The sequence below is a fragment of the Aliiroseovarius pelagivivens genome (assembly GCF_900302485.1).
Lineage (GTDB): Bacteria > Pseudomonadota > Alphaproteobacteria > Rhodobacterales > Rhodobacteraceae > Aliiroseovarius > Aliiroseovarius pelagivivens.
Map to the genome: position 1 here is coordinate 1,783,465 of NZ_OMOI01000001.1, position 15,893 is coordinate 1,799,357.

Below are 15,893 nucleotides of genomic sequence, written 5' to 3' on the forward strand. Positions count from 1 at the left end.
TAAATACCCATCGCTTCTAAATTGCAAATCATTGCAGGTGCAACAAGTTGTCTCAGGTGGTGACGACACCCGCCGTAACCCACGCATCGAACTCGGCCAGCACACGATCCGAAAATTCCGCGTCGTTGATGTGGCTGTCCAACTCGATCAGCGTCACGTTGTCTGGACAATGGGCGCGGATCTCGTCGATGAAAGCGGAAAGTCCATCTGCGTCGTGCAGCGGACCTCCGGGACGGTCCCATTCATTACCGCCTTCAAGCGGCAGGATCAGGTTCACCGGGCCTTTTGCGCCAGCAAGCTGGGTGCACATGGCCTGCGCCATTTCGCGCCGCTGATCGGGGGTCATCATGACCGAGGACAGAAGCCGGTTGTGTGCATGCACCTCCTGCCCCGCCAGTTTCGGCGGTACATCCTGCCAGCCGATGAAATCGACCAGATCATAGCAACCGATCGACACCATCTGCGGCGTTCCGGACGCGCCTGCATTGGTCATCCGGTCCGGCCCGGCAGAGATTGTAGATCCCATGATATGATTGCCCAGCTCTTGCGGGGCGAAGTCCAAAACGGCGGCGAAAGCGCACTCTCCCGCGAGGCTTTCGAACGCACGACCACCCATGCCGGTGGCGTGGAAAACAGCAACCTCGTACCCGCGCTCCTCCAGTGCCGGTTTCAGGCTGACCATGTAGCGCAACACGGTTTTCCCGAAGCTGGTCATGCCGATCAGTGGTTTTTGGAAGTCTGGTTTTTCGACCGCGCGGGCTGCACCCAGCACGGCTCCTGCCGCTTGCGACAGCGACGCCTTGCAGATCGAGTTCAGCCCGTAAAGTCCACCCGCCCAAAGGATCATCTGCACGTCCGCAGGCAGACGTTCCGGCGGGATCAGGGGCGAGAAGCTGACGGTCGAGACCACGTATTTCGGAACCCCAATCGGCAGCGCCTGACACAGGTCCAGCGCGGCATCCGTGCCCATCGTGCCGCCCAGCACGATCAACCCGTCAAACACGCCTTCGCGGTAAAGTTTCAACGCCAAAGCCGCCGAGCCCTGCGCCATGATCTGCATGGCTGTGTTCTCGTCGCCGCTGTCGATGGCGGCTTGAATGGACGACCCACCCGCCTCGGCCACGTCATGCTTCGAGTAGTCACACGGGGCGCTGGGATCGCCCAGAACCGAGATGTCCATCGTGGCAACAGCGCCACCCTGTTCGCGGATCACGTCGGCAATATAGTTCAGCTCTTCATCTTTGGTGTCATAGGTCCCGACAACCAGAATTGTCTTGTCGCTCATAGTTGCATCCATGCTGTCTTGAGGTCGAAATACTTGTCGAACGCGTGCATCGATTTGTCGTGCCCGTTGCCCGATTGTTTGACGCCGCCCAAGGGCACCGTTCCGTCGGGGCCACCATAGGTATTCACGTGTACAACGCCCGCCTGAATGTTTCGCACCATGTTGTGCGCGCGGCTGAGGTTCGACGTCCAAACCCCTGCGGCCAAACCAAATTTCGTCGAATTAGCTATGGCAACGGCGTCTTCATCCGAAGCGAACGGTGTCACGGCCAGAACCGGACCGAAGACCTCGTTCTGGGCCACATTGTGTTCGGGCTTCACACCTTTCAGCACGGTCGGCTCCATGAAATAGCCCCCCGTGTCTTGCATGATCCGCGAGCCCCCCAATGCAATCTCTGCGCCCTCTTCGATGGCTTTCGTCACGAAGTTCAGGTTGCCTTCCAATTGGGTCAGGTTGTTCACCGCACCGATGTTGGTGGTCAGGTCCAGCGGATTGCCGACTTTCATCGCGGCGGCGTGACGCGACAGCGCCTCGACGAACTCATCGTGGATGCTCTCTTCAACCAACAACCGAGACCCCGCCACGCAAACCTGACCCGCATTGCGGAAGATGCCTGCTGCCGAGACCTTGGCGGCCTGTTCCAAATCCGGGGCATCTGCGAAGACCACATTGGGGGATTTCCCGCCCAACTCCAGATAACAGCGCTTCAAGTTCGACCGGGCCGAGTATTCCAGCAGTCGACGCCCCACCCCACCGGACCCGGTGAAGACTAGAACGTCCACGTCCATGGACATGGCCAGCGCCTCGCCCGTGACGGACCCCGCCCCGGTGACGACGTTCAACACACCATCGGGCAGCCCTGCTTCGGCGGCCAATTCAGCAAGCTTCAGCAGCGACAATGACGCGGTTTCTGCCGGTTTCAACACCACCGAGTTCCCGGCTGCCAGCGCAGGCGCCAGCTTCCATGACCCGATCATCAGCGGGAAGTTCCACGGCACAATCGCGCCCACGACGCCCACGGGTTCCTTGTGCACAAGGCCCAGAATACCCGGTGCCGTCGGGGCGATCTCGCCATACACTTTATCCAACGCTTCGGCGTAATAGCGGAAGGTGCCCGCGGCTGACCCAGGCTCGGCCTTCAGGGCCATCCCAATCTCGGTCCCGTTGTCGCGCACGCCCAGAACGGCCAGTTCCAGGGCATTGGCCTCGATCAAATCGGCCAGCTTATGCAGCACCTTCTTGCGGTACGCCGGAGCTGCACGCGACCAGCGCCCATCATCAAAGGCACGACGTGCTGCCGCAACAGCCCGATCCACATCCGCAGCCGAAGCCCGTTCAATCGTGGTCAGTCTTTGCCCGTCAATCGGCGAGAAAACGTCTTGCGCTTCGCCCTCAGCTTCTTGCCACGCTCCGTCAATATATAGTTTCTGCGGCGCGACAGGATGGCGGGAAAGCTCGTTGATGCGTGACTGATCTGCCATTCGTCTTTCTTTCTTTCCTTATAGTCCAGCCAGACCCGGCGGAAATGCAGGATCAGGACCAGAACGATCATTCCAAACAGGATCGCCGCGATGGGGCGATCGATAAAGTCCAAGGGGGTCTTCACGCGCGCCATGGCGCTGCGCAGTTTCACTTCCATGATGCCGCCCAGCACCATGCCCAGAACGATGGGCACGACGGGCAGTTGCATGCGTTTCATGATGAAACCGAAAATACCGAACGCGGCGGCGATGATGCAGTCCGTCAGCGAGTTGCGCAGGCTATAGACCCCGACGAAGCTGAGGATCAGGATGCAGACACCAAGGAAGCGGTTGGGGATCTTCACCACTTTGATCAGCTGGTTCGTTGCGACCAGAAGGAAGATCACCACCAGCACATTCAGGATCAGAAGCGCCAAGTACAGCGCCACCACAAAATCCATGTCGTTCTGGAACAACTGCGGGCCGGGGATCACGTTGTGCACATAGAAAACGGACAGCATCATCGCCGTCAACGCTTCGCCCGGAATGCCCAGCGCCAGAAGTGGCACCATAGCCGCGCCGGGGACCGCGTTATTGGCGGTTTCAGCTGCGATCAGACCTTCGCTGGACCCGTGGCCGAAATCCTCGGGCCGCTTGGATGATTTCTGCGCGTAGGTGTAGGACATGAACTGCGCGGTGAACTCGCCCACGCCGGGGATCATGCCCATGACCACACCAAACGTGGCCGAAATACCTGCAATACGCGGGTGGCGCGCTAGCTCGCGAAAGCCCTGAAAGAAACTGCCCTTCAACTTGGTCAGTCGGACCTTTTCGTCGTCGCCATGCAACAGCGTAAAGGCCTGTGACAGCGCGAAGAGACCCAACACCACCACGATCAGGTTCACCCCGCCGGACAACCAGCTTTGGTCGAACGTATAGCGCTTGGAATAGCTCGCCGAATGCAGGCCGATGGAGTTTAACCAGATGCCAAAGCAGGCCATTGAGGCGGCAATCAGTGTGTGTTTCCGGTGCGCCGTGACGACAAGGATGATGCCCAGAAGGGCTGCCAGAAATATCTCACGCGAGCCGAACATGGGGGCGATCTTTGCCAGAACTGGCGCGAAGAAGATCAGACAAACGACCGAGAATATACCGCCAAAGAAAGACGAGCTATAGGCCAGCGACAGTGCGCGCCGTGCCTCGCCCCGCGTGGTCATGGGATAGCCATCGTAGGTGGTCAACGCATTCACCGCCGTGCCCGGCGTGTTGATCAGAATTGCGGGGATCGAGCCCCCGTACATCGAACTGCCGTAAATACCCAAAAGCACCGTCAGCCCCACAATGGGGTCCATGCTGAACGTCGCTGGCAACAAAATGGCAATGGCCACAGCCGGGCCAACCCCGGGGATCGCGCCGATCAGAACGCCGCCAACCGAGCCTACCAGAAGCGCCAGCACCACGTCCCAACGGGCCAGAACCGAGGAACTGGCCTGCACTTGCGCAAGGAAATCGTATATCAAGTCCATGCTGCCCTCAGAAATTCAGGATGAAGAACGAGCGCAGCGCGCCCGGAAGATATTCATAGATGGCCGCACCGGGGATCTTCACTTGAAGGAAGCTTTTGAAGACCAGAACAACCGTGACGGCGAAGACAGCAGCGCTCCACATCATAAGACGCGAGCGGTAGCCGACCCGCCATGTCAGGATCAACGAGAACGCGATGGTGACCGGCAGATACCCGATAAGCGGAACCAGAAGCACATACGTCAAAAACCATCCGGCCCATTCAAAGACGGACGCCCAGATCTTGGCTTCGCGCCGGTCGGTCCAGTGCTGGTACAGCCATGTCACGCGAACAATGGCGACCAGGAACACCATGGGGGCCGCACCAATCGGCCCAAGCCAAAGCGCCAGCCCTATGGCCAGCACGGCCCATGACAGGCTTTCAGCCCATTGCAGCCAATCTGCCTCGCGCATCCAGCGCGGAAGGAGGCGGGGTTTGCGCGGCAAATGCCAGAAATGCAGTGCCGTAAACAGCACCATGCCGCCGACACCGATTGCCGGCCAAAATCGGGGTTGCGCGAAGAAGTCTTTGCCTTTCAGCCACTTGGTTTGATCTTCAATGGCAGCCAACAGCAACGTGGCGCAAATCAAAAACAAGGCTGCAAACAACACCTGACCACGCTGAGGTCGATCGGGATGTTCGGTGATTTCGTCGCTCATATCGGGCGCTTTCCGGGGGGCTTATGCGTCACACGGGGCCAGCCACAGCCAGCCCCGCGAAAGGTCTTGTTAGATGAGATTACTCAAGGATCCCGCTGATCACGGCACCGGTTTCCTGGTCGCCAGCGATGCGTGCGGCCGAAGCTTCAGCATCCATCCAGTACACCAGTGCACCGGTTTCCTTGGCAACTGCCTGAGCACGGTCGCTCATCACTGTTTTAGCGGCAACAGCGGCGATCTTCTCGCGCACGTCGGCCGGTGTGTCTTTGGTCACGAACAGGCCGTTCCACAGAGCGATATTCAACATCTCATCCAGTTCGCCGATTGTGGGCGTGTCCGGCACAAGGCTGATACGCTCGTCGGTGACCGCCATTAGGACTTTCACATCGTCAAGGCAGGGTAGGATCAGCTGCAGTGTGGTGTTGATAACGTCCGCGTCGCCCGAGGCCAGCGTGTTGCAGTCCAGCGCATCAAACGCCGCGTCCGAGCCCCACTCGAAGCCAGCATTCTTCGCGTAGGCCTTGGTGACCTGCGTCGGCGTCAGCACGTCGCCAAAGTGGCCCAGCGCGACGTCGTTTTCTTTGGCGTAAGCCGCCAGCTCTTCCATAGAGCTGTAGGGCGCGTTGCCCGAAGTCGCGACCACGAAGGGATAGGTCAGGAAGATGCCGATCGGGTCGAACTTGGCCGGGGCCAGCTCGTCGATGCCGATCTCGTGGCCGATCACGGGCACAGCGGGCACGAAGCTGCCAATTGTGTAACCGTCAGCCGGAGCCGTTGCCACGTCGATTGCACCGGGGAACGGGCCACCGCCGCCACCAGGTTTGTTCACGACGGCAGCCGAGACGCCGTATTCCGCTTGAAAGTCTTCAGCAATCATGCGGGTCAGCACGTCTTCCAGATCACCCGGAGGCCACGGCACGATGAAGCTAACCGGCTTTTCCGGATATTCGGCCATGGCCGGTGCAGCGACCATGGTTGCGGTTACGGCCAGCGCGCCAGCCAGAATGGATTTGGTGTTCATGACGGTCTCCCTATTTCGTCAGATCAAAATTTATGTCGCCGGTTCATTATTTGAACCATTGGTTTTAAAATAGATTGACAGACCGGAGTGATTCCTGTCAACAAATCATTGAACATGTGAACGAAAAACTGCGCAGTCCGCTAGCGGACAGGGGCAAAAACCAACCGGAAGACCCTATGGGAACCGCATCCAAAGCTCTGACATTGCTGAATTATTTCAGCCGCGCCCACTCTCAGATCGGACTAAGCGATCTGGCGCGCCTATCGGGTATGAACAAAGCGACCGTCTATCGCCTGATGGGGGAATTGGCGGATCATGGATTCGTTGAACAGATTGGTGCGGGGCGTGAATATCGTCTCGGCCCAGCCTTTCTGCGTCTCGCAGCCTTGCGTGAGAAGGCCGTTCCGATGCGCGAACTGGCGCTCGCCGAGCTGACGAAACTCAGCGAGCTGACTGGCGAAACATCACATATGTCGCTGTTGAACGGCGATGTTCTGTCCAACCTCACCTATAGCTATGCGCACAAGCACGGCACGATGGTGATGATGGAAGACGCCGAGGTGCTAGAGCTGCACTCCACCGGCTCAGGTCTGGCCGTCTTAGCCTTTTCGCCCACCCCATTCGTCGACGCCGTCCTAAGCAAACCGCTTATTGCGCGCACCCCGGAAACCGTCACCGATCCCGCAGCGATTCAAGCTTTGCTGCCAAAAATTCGCAAACGCGGAATGGCACAGTCGATCGGTGGCTATGAACGGGATGTCTATTCCCACGCCGTGCCAATTTTCGACGCCGGGTCGCATTGTATCGGCGCGATGGCCGTCGCCGCCCCTGTCTCGCGTATGACCGACGAGCTGAGATCGACGATCCAAACCGAACTTGCCCTTGCAGCCCGGCGCACGACGCGCGTGCTTGGGGGCTTCCCGCCTGACAGTTTTCCAAAAATCAAAACAACAGACTCTCCTGTAGAAAGCGAGCTGACATGAAAGATTCCAACTTTCTGAAAGAAAAGAACGCCCGTTCGCTCTGGCATCCGATGGCGCATCCCGCCGACAGCCTTCAGAACCCGCCCACCATCATCACCGGCGCATCCGGCGTGAAGATCAAGGACGTCGACGGGCACGAGGTCGTCGACGCCGTGGGCGGTCTGTGGAACGTGAACCTTGGCTTCTCGAACCAGCCCATCAAGGATGCGATTTCTGCCCAGCTGGACACCCTGCCCTATTATTCGACCTTCCGGGGCACCACCAATGACAAGGTGATCGAGCTGTCCGAGCTTCTGCGTGATTTCTTCGAACCAGATGGCCTGACACGCGCGTTTTATACCTCGGGCGGGTCGGACAGCGTTGAGACCGCTCTGCGTCTTGCGCGCCAGTATCACAAGGTGAAGGGCGACGCTGGCCGCACCAAATTCCTGAGCTTGAAGAAGGGTTATCACGGCACCCATATGGGCGGCGCGTCGGTGAACGGAAACGCCAACTTCCGCACCCAATACGAACCGCTTCTGCCCGGCTGTTATCACATCCCCGCGCCGTATACCTATCGCAACCCATTCAATGAAACGGACCCCGAGCGTCTGGCGCAACTGTGCTTGCAGGCGATGGAAGACGAGATCGCGTTCCAAGGTGCGAACACCATCGCTGCCATGATCATGGAGCCCATTCTGGGCGCAGGCGGCGTCATCCCGCCCCATGAAAGCTTCATGCCCGGTGTGCGCGAAATTTGCTCGAAGCACGGCATCTTGCTGATCGCCGACGAGGTCATCACAGCTTTTGGCCGCACCGGTGGCTGGACCGGCAGCCGGTACTGGGGCGTCCAGCCTGATTTCATGTGTACGGCCAAGGCGATCACCAACGGGTACTTCCCCTTTGGCGCAGTGATGATCGCTGACCATGTGGTTGAAACCTTCGAGAAAGACACCACGGGCGCCGCCGCTATCGGCCACGGCTACACTTATTCGGGTCACCCCGTCGGGGCCGCTGCTGCGGTTGCCTGTATGGAAGAAACCCTGCGCCTGAAGGTAAACGAAAACGCCGCAGCGCGCGGAGCCGAGTTGTTCGCGGGTCTGCAGAAATTGGCCACCGAACATGACATCATCGGAGATGTTCGTGGGGGCCACGGGCTGATGTGTGCCTTGGAACTTGTGTCGGACCGCGCCACCAAAGCATCCGTCGACAAAAAGACCATCGGCACCCTGCAAGAGGTCGCCTATCAGAACGGCGCGATGGTGCGCGTTTCTGGCCCGAACGTCATCATGTCGCCGCCGCTGGTGCTGACGTCAGAGGATGTGCAGACCATTCTGTCCGCGCTGAAGGCGGGTTTCGCTGCCGTCTAAATCCCTAACGAAACGAACACAAAGGCCGCCCCTATCGGGCGGCCTTTATCTATGTTGGTCGATCAGGATGGGAAAGCCGTCGGGATCAGTGACCATGAAGCTGCCCGGTCCCTCTGCCCCGCCCTGTTCTTGCGCGACTTCAATCCCAGCCGCCGCAAGCTGCGCCTTGATCGCGCGCACATCGTCAAACGGGTCCACATTTGTAGCGTTCTGATCCCAGCCGGGATTGAAGGTCAGCATCGCGCCTTCAAACATCCCCTGAAACAGCCCCACCAGCGTGTCGCCGTTTTTCATGATCAGATAGTTGTGATCCTCGGTTCCTGCATAAGCGGTAAAGCCAAGTGCTTCGTAAAACACGCGTGAAACGGCCAGGTCCTTGACGCCAAGGCTGACGGAAAACGCTCCGAGTTGCATGATGTGATCCTCCTTTTGCTACGAGTGTAGCACAGGTCACACTCACGCTGGCTTCAGACAGGAACAACCAGCCGGATGCCGTCCAGTTCATCCGAGGCTTCGATCTGGCAAGACAGGCGCGAGGCATCGGTGACTTCGCCATCCGCCATGTCCAGCATCGCCTCTTCAAAGTCGCCCTTTTCGCCGGTTTTGGACAGCCAATCACCGTCCACATGCACATGGCACGTTGCACAAGACAAAGACCCGCCGCATTCACCCTGAATGCCCGCAATATTGTTGGCTTGGGCGGCTTCCATCAGGTTCACGCCCGTCTGGACATCTGCCATAACTTCCTCGCCCCCAGGCAAGACCCAGGTTACTTTCATCTTCTATCTCCTTGCTTTTCAGACCTTAAATGAAGTTCACATAGAAATCGCGCAGCCCGTCACCTTCCAGATCGCGGGTTTTGATGACCTCTTTGCGCTTCATGAATATGTGATTGTCGACCAGCAGACGGCCAACGCGATCGCCAAGCACTGTGTCGGCTTCAAGATCCTTCATCGCGGCTTTCAGGTTCACTGCCGTGCCGTCTTTGGCCTCGGTGCGATCAAACCCATCCCCGCCTTCGATCGGACCAAGCGGATAGTTGTTTTCTAGCCCCAGCAATGACGCCTGCAACACCGCGGCGACCGCCGTATAGGGGTTGGCCGCAGCATCTGCCATCCGGTGCTCCAGCCGCGATTTCGCGCCGCCTTCGCCCGAAATTCGCGTAGTGACATTGCGGTGATCCCCGCCCCAATTGCGCCAATAGCCCGACAGGGATCCCGGCTGCAAACGCTGGTAGGAATTCGTCGTTGGCGCGACCAGCCCCGCCAGCCCCTTGTGGTGATGCATCAGGCCCGAGATACAGCCGCGTGCCAAATCGTTCATATGCTCGGGTCCGCCCACGGGGCCGTTGTCCAACGCATTTCCGCCCGAGCGATCCCGGAAGCTATAGTTGATATGCATGCCCGATCCGCCAGCCTCGGCAATCGGTTTGGGCATGAACGTCAGGACAAGCCCGTGCTCCAGCGCCACTTCGCGTGCCATCTGGCGGAACAGGACAATGTCGTCCACATGCTTCAGCGCCTCGTCAAAGGTCAGGGTGAACTCGAACTGCGGGCTGTCATACTCGCCCGTCATCATTTCCAGATTGAAGCCCAGCTTCTCGGCGCGTTCCCAGATGTCGTCGGTAAAGCGCAGCGGATCGGTGAACGGCCCGGTGCCATAGACCACACCACCCGGCGCGTCATAGGGGACAAGGCGCCCGACTTCGTTGGCCATCAGGGCAAAGCATTCCAGTTCGATTCCCACCATCGGGGTCAAGCCACGCTCTTCCCACGCCGCAATTGCACGTTTCAGCGCCTGCCGCCCGCACAAGTCCAACGGCACGCCATCCTGATCGTACAGATCACCAATGACAATCTGCGTCGAGGACTCCCACCCTTCGCGGATGTCTTCGGCCCGCCAGCGCAGCTCCATATCCGGCAAGCCTTCCTTCATCATCGCGCCGGGCGCGTCCAGAAGGTCCTTGTCGTAGTGCACGCCATAAGTGGACCGGCAAAACCGCGTCTCGTTGTTGCCGATTTTCGAGCCGGGCAGATATTTGCCACGCAGAATGCTTAGGTGATCAAGCCACAAGGCCCGCAAACGATCTTTCATGTTCTCTCCCTGCCCGGTGATCCGGGTCGTCCCCTTCGGGGTTATTTGGCCTGCATTGTCACAGGCAGTTCCTTGATCCCGCCCACGAAATTCGAGCGCAGGAATTTGTGGTCCCCGGCAGGTTCCACCATTTTCACGCGTTTCGCCAGTTCTTCGAACAAGACACGCACCTCAAGCCGCGCCAGATGCATGCCCAGACAGACATGCGGGCCGCCCTGCCCGAAGGACATATGGCGGTTGGGGCTGCGGTGCAGGTCCACACGATTGGGGTCGTCAAACACCTCTTCATCGCGGTTGGCGGATGACCACCAGTACAGCACCTTGTCGCCTTCCTTGATAAGCTTCCCGTGCATTTCATGATCGCGCGTGGCGGTGCGGCGGAAGTAAAGCGCGGGCGTGGCCCAGCGGATAATCTCGTCCGGCGCGGTGGACCAGATATCCCCGCCCACTTGCATCTGACCGAGCAGTTCCTGCTGATGCGCCATCGCCTGAATGCCCGCAGCAATCGAGTAGCGTGTTGTGTCGTTGCCAGCGGCCACAAGCAGACAGAAGAAGTTGCGGAACTCTTGTTCCGGCATCACGTCTCCGTCGCGGTTCGGCTGCAAAATCATGTGCAGAACACCATCGGTGTCGCCCTTGCGGTTCTTTTCCTCGATCAGACGCTTGGCATAGTCGAACAACTCGGCCCCGGCGGGCGAGTTGAACGGCATCATCCGGTATTCATCGGTCTGCATCTTGTCCAAGACGTGATCGGTGAAGTCCGGGTCGGTGTTGGCGATCAACGCATCGCCCTTTTCAACCAGCCACGGCAGGTCTTCATCGGGCGTGCCGATGATCCGACCCAGCATCATCATCGGCAGTTGGCGGGCGATTATCTTCGTGGCATCGAACGTGCCAGCCTCAAGAGCAGCGTCCAGAATGGGGTGGCACAGCTCGCGGATCTGATCTTCGAAGCCTGCAACGACAGGGCGCGAGAACGCCTTGCCCACCATCACACGGGTTTTCATATGCTCGGGTGGGTCGGTTTCCTGAAAGGTGCGGCGGGCCAGATATTCCTCGTAGGTCTGGTCCTCCATCCGGATCCCACGGGCCGAGGACATCAGTTCGTAATTCCGGTTCAGCTCGGTGATGTCCGCATGGCGCACCACGTTCCAGAAGCCTTCGCCCCCGTCCCAATCGGTCCAACTCAGCGGGTCTTCACGGCGTAGGCGCGCAAAGGTGTTATGCGGTGCGCCATTCACAAACGTGTCGTGGCTGGACAGATCCGCGAATCCATCATCCTGTGGGGTCCAAACGGTCATGCGCATCTCCCTGGCGTTTTTGCTGTTGTATATAGCGCGTCTATAAATATATTAGAGAACATGTTAAATATGTAAAGGCCGAAATCATGCGCATCGCAATTCTGATGGCAAACACGGATGACAGCAGCTTTGCCGACCAACACCCAAAGGACGGCGAGAAGTGGACCGCGCTGCTGTCTCATCAGCGCCCGGATTGGGACTATGTGGCCTTTTCCGTGAAAGACGGTGATTTCCCGCAAGACATTGAAGCCTTTGATGGGTTCGTGATCACGGGCAGCCCGGCTTCGGTCCATGATGTTGATGCGTGGGTAGAGCAGCTTTCAGACCTGATCCGCACCCTGCATGACCTGCGAAAACCGCTCTTCGGCGCTTGTTTCGGGCATCAAGCCATCGCGAAAGCCCTTGGCGGTAAAGTCGAGACCAACCCGGGCGGCTGGGTTTTTGGATCAACTGAGATGGAGATCAGCACGCCTGCCCCGTGGGTCGATGCGCAGCAATTCCGGCTCTATGGCGCCCATATCGAGCAGGTGACCCAGATGCCAGAGGGCGCCACAAACATTATGACGTCTGAAGGATGCCCGATTGGTGGGTTTCGCATGGAAGATCATGTCTTCACCACGCAGAACCATCCTGAAATGACACCAGACTTCATCGCGGCATTGATCGACGAACTGGAAGAAGAAAAGCCCGCCGAGGTGATCGCGTCCGCCCGTGACACGCTTTCAAAACCCGCCAACGGCCCGCAATTTGCCGATTGGATCGTCAGGTTCTTCGAACACGCAGCAACGGCCAAATCCTAACCAAGTGCCGCCAGCAGATCCGTCACGGTCACCCTGTCAAACAAGACGTGTTCAGTCATCAAGGCGCGAGCCTTTTCAGCGTCATGGGCAAGGATCAATTCGGCAATCTGGCGATGCTCGCGCGCGCTTTCTGCAATCGCACCCGGATTGCGATATCGCGCACGATAGTAGGCCAACAGCTTGCGCCCGTTCATCTTGATCATGTCCAAAAGGAACGGATTGCCTGCCGCCTCGGCCACCGTTTTATGGAACGCGAGGTTTAGCGCATAGTACCCATTCGGGTCGCCATCCCCCTTGTCACGGGCATGGGCTTCGCAGGCTTCGACGATTCGCATCAATGACGCGCCATCCTCGGCCCCAATCCGACGCGCAGCCAAACCTGCCGCCTGCCCTTCCAGCTGAGCGTTCACTTCAAGAATGGCCAGAAACTCTTCAAAGCTAGGCTTGAACAGCACTGCGCCCTTGCGCGGCGGGCGCGCGACCAACCCCATCGCTTCAAGCCGCAACAACGCTTCGCGCAGAGGCGTGCGCGAAACCTCATACTGCGCGATCAGCGCATTCTCGTCGATCGTTTCTCCGGGCGATAATTCACCCCTGTCGATTGACGTCAGGATTGCATTCAGAACGATTTCAGTTTGACCAGCCATGTGGGCAGTTAAGCAAATCCAGCGGCGATTTCCAGCTTTCGCTGAATTTCTGTGTTACATTTCAAGCACGGACCACCTTAGAACCCCACCCAACCCGCGGTTGCTCGGGAATTCTGGACATATCCTAATAGCGGGCTGGCCCTATTTTCGTTTTCGAATTCCGAGAAGATATTTGATCAAAGAATCTCTGTTCCCACGGCCCGCTTCGCACGGGGAACCTTCAGCACCGGAGGACGTCATGGACGGTCAAATCAAAGAAAACGATATCAGCCACGTTGTCGAGGCCGATAAGGCCCACGTTTGGCACCACCTGACCCAACACAAGCCCTTTGAAACCGGTGATCCGCGCATCATCGTCGAAGGCAAAGGCATGAAGGTCTGGGACCAGAACGGGAAAGAATATCTCGACGCTGTGTCCGGTGGCGTGTGGACTGTCAACGTTGGCTATGGCCGCGAAACCATTGCAGACGCCGTACGTGATCAGCTGGTCAAGATGAACTACTTTGCTGCTTCGGCAGGGTCGATTCCCGGCGCGCTGTTCTCGGAAAAACTGATCGAGAAGATGCCGGGCATGAGCCGCGTCTACATCACAAACTCGGGTTCGGAAGCCAACGAGAAGGCCTTCAAAATGATCCGCCAAATTGCGCATAAGCGCTATGGCGGCAAGAAGACCAAGATCCTGTATCGCGACCGCGACTATCACGGCTCGACCTTGGCAACCATGTCGGCCGGCGGTCAGGACGAGCGCAACGCGCAATACGGCCCCTTCGCGCCGGACTTCATCCGCGTGCCGCACTGCATGGAATACCGCAAGCACGAGCTGGGTCTGGAGCATCTGTCAGGCGCCGAGTTCGGTCGCGCCGCTGCTGACGCCATCGAAGACGTCATCCTGCGCGAAGGTCCCGAGACCGTTGGTGCCCTGTGCCTTGAGCCCATCACCGCCGGTGGCGGCGTGATCGAAGCGCCCGAAGGCTACTGGCCGCGCGTGCAAGAGATTTGCGAAAAGTACGACATCCTGCTGCACATCGACGAGGTTGTCTGCGGTCTGGGCCGCACCGGCACCTGGTTCGGCTATCAGCACTATGGCATCAAGCCTGATTTTGTCACCATGGCGAAAGGCGTGGCCTCGGGCTATGCAGCGATTGCCTGCTGTGTGTCCAACGAGCGTGTATTTGACATGTTCAAAGAGGACGCTTCGGATCCGCTGGGCTATTTCCGCGACATCTCGACCTTTGGCGGCTGCACCGCCGGCCCTGTTGCGGCGCTGGAAAACCTGCGCATCATCGAAGACGAAGGCCTTCTGGAAAACACCACCAAGATGGGCGAACGCATGTTGGCCAACCTGAACGCGCTGGCCGAAAAACACGCCGTCATCGGCGACGTGCGCGGCAAGGGTCTGTTCCTTGGTGCCGAGCTGGTCAAAGACCGCGAGACCAAAGAACCGGTTACGGAAGCCGAAGTCGGCGCCGTAGTTGCTGATTGTGGCGCACAAGGCGTGATCATCGGCGCGACCAACCGCTCGCTGCCTGGGCGCAACAACACGCTGTGCTTTAGCCCGGCCCTGATCGCAACCGAGCAGGATATCGACCGGATCTGCGAAGCCGTCGACAACGCCCTGACCAAGGTGTTTGGCTAATCCCACAAAAATTGGACTGGTCAAAAAATCAAAAGGTGGCTCTGGAAACAGGGCCACCTTTTTTGCATGTCGATCAGGCACAATGAAAGGACCTGCATCATGTGGCCAGCCCCCGTCACCCTTACTGGCGATCACGTTACACTCGCACCGCTCAGCTTGGACCACGCGCCCGCGTTGAAAAAGGCCAGCGCTGACGGAGAATTGCACCGTCTTTGGTACACGTGGATCCCCAAGCCTGCGGATATGGAGGACGAAATCAATCGCCGCCTGTCTCTGCAAAAGGCCGGTGCGATGCTGCCATTCTGCGTTATGACCCCGGACGGCACACCCGTTGGCATGACGACCTACATGAACATCGACGCCGCCAACAAACGGGTCGAGATCGGATCGACTTGGTATCGCTCCTCTGTCCAGCGCGGCCCATTGAACACCGAAGCCAAGCGGCTTTTGCTATCCCATGCCTTTGACGATCTGGGCTGTATCGCGGTCGAGTTCCGCACCCATTTCATGAACCATCAAAGCCGGGCAGCTATTGAACGCCTCGGGGCGAAACTGGACGGTGTTTTGCGCAGCCATATGGATCAGGGCAACGGTGTGCTGCGCGACACGGCGGTGTATTCGATCATCGCATCGGAATGGCCTGCTGTCCGGGCAAACCTGACATGGCGGCTTGAGAAGCCCAGAAAATAAGGGGTGTCACCAACACGTGACCCTCGGGGGCTGGACAATTAACCATTTTGTTCTATATTTGTTCTCATGTGATTGGAACAAAGGAACGCGCCATGGCCCAGCCCCTAAGCCTACCCCCGACGCCAAAACAAACGGACTATGCCCGCGCAATTGCGTCGAAACTGGGCGCGGCAATCCCTGCGGATGTGGCGCAAGACCGCGCCGCCCTGTCGGGCTGGATTGGAGAACACCAAGCCCGCCTTAAGGCCCGCACTGCACAACCGCGTGACACACGGGCGACCTCGAAACAGGTGGCCTTTGCCGAGCGTATCGCACGGGCAAAACGCCGCTCGGTCCCGGATGAGTGCTTTCGCGATGCGGGCCTGATGTCGGCCTGGATTTCGTCAAATCGCTAAGAAGTTGAA

Annotated in this window: 16 protein-coding genes; 6 read left to right on the forward strand and 10 right to left on the reverse strand. The window is 58.7% G+C overall.

The window, feature by feature from the left end:
* Window positions 1-52 precede the first annotated feature (52 nt).
* The 5 genes from ALP8811_RS08740 to ALP8811_RS08760 form a co-directional block, all read right to left on the reverse strand.
* Window positions 53-1,285, reverse strand: a complete 1,233-nt coding sequence (locus tag ALP8811_RS08740) for a Tm-1-like ATP-binding domain-containing protein (RefSeq protein ID WP_108856730.1) — start codon at window positions 1,283-1,285, stop codon at window positions 53-55.
* Complete coding sequence (locus ALP8811_RS08745) at window positions 1,282-2,748, reverse strand: aldehyde dehydrogenase (RefSeq protein ID WP_146184023.1); 1,467 nt, start codon at window positions 2,746-2,748, stop codon at window positions 1,282-1,284. Before ALP8811_RS08745 ends, ALP8811_RS08740 begins: the two co-directional genes overlap by 4 nt.
* A complete protein-coding gene (locus tag ALP8811_RS08750; RefSeq protein WP_108856731.1) occupies window positions 2,631-4,271 on the reverse strand; it encodes a tripartite tricarboxylate transporter permease in 1,641 nt (546 codons plus the stop codon). Before ALP8811_RS08750 ends, ALP8811_RS08745 begins: the two co-directional genes overlap by 118 nt.
* A 7-nt stretch (window positions 4,272-4,278) precedes the next feature.
* Window positions 4,279-4,968: a hypothetical protein gene (locus tag ALP8811_RS08755; RefSeq protein ID WP_108856732.1), complete on the reverse strand. Its 690-nt coding sequence runs from the start codon at window positions 4,966-4,968 to the stop codon at window positions 4,279-4,281.
* A gap of 79 nt (window positions 4,969-5,047) precedes the next feature.
* On the reverse strand, window positions 5,048-5,989 hold the full coding sequence (locus tag ALP8811_RS08760) for a tripartite tricarboxylate transporter substrate-binding protein (RefSeq protein WP_108856733.1): 942 nt from the start codon (window positions 5,987-5,989) through the stop codon (window positions 5,048-5,050).
* A gap of 176 nt (window positions 5,990-6,165) precedes the next feature.
* Here ALP8811_RS08760 and ALP8811_RS08765 point away from each other — a divergent pair, with 176 nt between their 5' ends.
* Window positions 6,166-6,972 (forward strand): IclR family transcriptional regulator, encoded by an 807-nt coding sequence (locus ALP8811_RS08765; RefSeq protein WP_108856734.1) that lies wholly within the window; start codon window positions 6,166-6,168, stop codon window positions 6,970-6,972.
* Window positions 6,969-8,321 (forward strand): aspartate aminotransferase family protein, encoded by a 1,353-nt coding sequence (locus tag ALP8811_RS08770; RefSeq protein WP_108856735.1) that lies wholly within the window; start codon window positions 6,969-6,971, stop codon window positions 8,319-8,321. Before ALP8811_RS08765 ends, ALP8811_RS08770 begins: the two co-directional genes overlap by 4 nt.
* A 45-nt stretch (window positions 8,322-8,366) precedes the next feature.
* On the opposite strand, the gene ALP8811_RS08775 is transcribed toward ALP8811_RS08770, so the two are convergent.
* The 4 genes from ALP8811_RS08775 to ALP8811_RS08790 are packed head-to-tail and all read right to left on the reverse strand — an operon-like array spanning window position 8,367 to window position 11,716.
* Window positions 8,367-8,735 (reverse strand): VOC family protein, encoded by a 369-nt coding sequence (locus ALP8811_RS08775; protein WP_108856736.1) that lies wholly within the window; start codon window positions 8,733-8,735, stop codon window positions 8,367-8,369.
* Between the two features lie 53 nt (window positions 8,736-8,788).
* Window positions 8,789-9,100 carry a 2Fe-2S iron-sulfur cluster-binding protein gene (locus ALP8811_RS08780; RefSeq protein WP_108856737.1) on the reverse strand — a complete coding sequence of 104 codons (312 nt, stop codon included), beginning with the start codon at window positions 9,098-9,100 and terminating at the stop codon, window positions 8,789-8,791.
* 25 nt (window positions 9,101-9,125) lie between these two features.
* The gene (locus tag ALP8811_RS08785) at window positions 9,126-10,415 is read right to left on the reverse strand and encodes a type I glutamate--ammonia ligase (RefSeq protein ID WP_108856738.1); all 1,290 of its coding nucleotides are present in this window, start codon (window positions 10,413-10,415) and stop codon (window positions 9,126-9,128) included.
* 41 nt (window positions 10,416-10,456) lie between these two features.
* Entirely contained in the window at window positions 10,457-11,716 is a 1,260-nt protein-coding gene (locus ALP8811_RS08790) for a cytochrome P450 (RefSeq protein ID WP_108856739.1), read from the reverse strand.
* A gap of 86 nt (window positions 11,717-11,802) precedes the next feature.
* Between ALP8811_RS08790 and ALP8811_RS08795 the strand changes: the two genes are divergently transcribed.
* The gene (locus tag ALP8811_RS08795) at window positions 11,803-12,516 is read left to right on the forward strand and encodes a type 1 glutamine amidotransferase (protein WP_108856740.1); all 714 of its coding nucleotides are present in this window, start codon (window positions 11,803-11,805) and stop codon (window positions 12,514-12,516) included.
* Here the strand turns inward: ALP8811_RS08795 and ALP8811_RS08800 are convergent.
* Window positions 12,513-13,163, reverse strand: coding sequence for a GntR family transcriptional regulator (locus ALP8811_RS08800; RefSeq protein ID WP_108856741.1), 651 nt, complete (start codon window positions 13,161-13,163; stop codon window positions 12,513-12,515). The genes ALP8811_RS08795 and ALP8811_RS08800 overlap by 4 nt on opposite strands.
* 238 nt (window positions 13,164-13,401) lie before the next feature.
* Here ALP8811_RS08800 and ALP8811_RS08805 point away from each other — a divergent pair, with 238 nt between their 5' ends.
* The 3 genes from ALP8811_RS08805 to ALP8811_RS08815 all read left to right on the forward strand — a co-directional run bounded on the left by ALP8811_RS08805 (window position 13,402) and on the right by ALP8811_RS08815 (window position 15,884).
* Window positions 13,402-14,799, forward strand: coding sequence for an aminotransferase family protein (locus ALP8811_RS08805; protein ID WP_108856742.1), 1,398 nt, complete (start codon window positions 13,402-13,404; stop codon window positions 14,797-14,799).
* 99 nt (window positions 14,800-14,898) lie between these two features.
* Window positions 14,899-15,489 (forward strand): GNAT family N-acetyltransferase, encoded by a 591-nt coding sequence (locus ALP8811_RS08810; RefSeq protein WP_108856743.1) that lies wholly within the window; start codon window positions 14,899-14,901, stop codon window positions 15,487-15,489.
* A 92-nt stretch (window positions 15,490-15,581) separates the two neighbouring features.
* Window positions 15,582-15,884, forward strand: coding sequence for a hypothetical protein (locus ALP8811_RS08815; protein WP_108856744.1), 303 nt, complete (start codon window positions 15,582-15,584; stop codon window positions 15,882-15,884).
* The last annotated feature ends 9 nt before the right edge of the window (window positions 15,885-15,893 follow it).

Excerpts from the sequence above, each read along its gene's own strand:
- ALP8811_RS08810 (WP_108856743.1), top strand. The coding sequence starts at position 14,899 with ATGTGGCCAGCCCCCGTCACCCTTACTGGCGATCACGTTACACTCGCA.
- ALP8811_RS08795 (WP_108856740.1), top strand. The coding sequence starts at position 11,803 with ATGCGCATCGCAATTCTGATGGCAAACACGGATGACAGCAGCTTTGCC.
- ALP8811_RS08815 (WP_108856744.1), top strand. The coding sequence starts at position 15,582 with ATGGCCCAGCCCCTAAGCCTACCCCCGACGCCAAAACAAACGGACTAT.
- ALP8811_RS08750 (WP_108856731.1), bottom strand. The coding sequence starts at position 4,271 with ATGGACTTGATATACGATTTCCTTGCGCAAGTGCAGGCCAGTTCCTCG.
- ALP8811_RS08760 (WP_108856733.1), bottom strand. The coding sequence starts at position 5,989 with ATGAACACCAAATCCATTCTGGCTGGCGCGCTGGCCGTAACCGCAACC.
- ALP8811_RS08800 (WP_108856741.1), bottom strand. The coding sequence starts at position 13,163 with ATGGCTGGTCAAACTGAAATCGTTCTGAATGCAATCCTGACGTCAATC.
- ALP8811_RS08780 (WP_108856737.1), bottom strand. The coding sequence starts at position 9,100 with ATGAAAGTAACCTGGGTCTTGCCTGGGGGCGAGGAAGTTATGGCAGAT.
- ALP8811_RS08755 (WP_108856732.1), bottom strand. The coding sequence starts at position 4,968 with ATGAGCGACGAAATCACCGAACATCCCGATCGACCTCAGCGTGGTCAG.
- ALP8811_RS08805 (WP_108856742.1), top strand. The coding sequence starts at position 13,402 with ATGGACGGTCAAATCAAAGAAAACGATATCAGCCACGTTGTCGAGGCC.
- ALP8811_RS08740 (WP_108856730.1), bottom strand. The coding sequence starts at position 1,285 with ATGAGCGACAAGACAATTCTGGTTGTCGGGACCTATGACACCAAAGAT.
- ALP8811_RS08785 (WP_108856738.1), bottom strand. The coding sequence starts at position 10,415 with ATGAAAGATCGTTTGCGGGCCTTGTGGCTTGATCACCTAAGCATTCTG.
- ALP8811_RS08790 (WP_108856739.1), bottom strand. The coding sequence starts at position 11,716 with ATGACCGTTTGGACCCCACAGGATGATGGATTCGCGGATCTGTCCAGC.
- ALP8811_RS08775 (WP_108856736.1), bottom strand. The coding sequence starts at position 8,735 with ATGCAACTCGGAGCGTTTTCCGTCAGCCTTGGCGTCAAGGACCTGGCC.
- ALP8811_RS08770 (WP_108856735.1), top strand. The coding sequence starts at position 6,969 with ATGAAAGATTCCAACTTTCTGAAAGAAAAGAACGCCCGTTCGCTCTGG.
- ALP8811_RS08765 (WP_108856734.1), top strand. The coding sequence starts at position 6,166 with ATGGGAACCGCATCCAAAGCTCTGACATTGCTGAATTATTTCAGCCGC.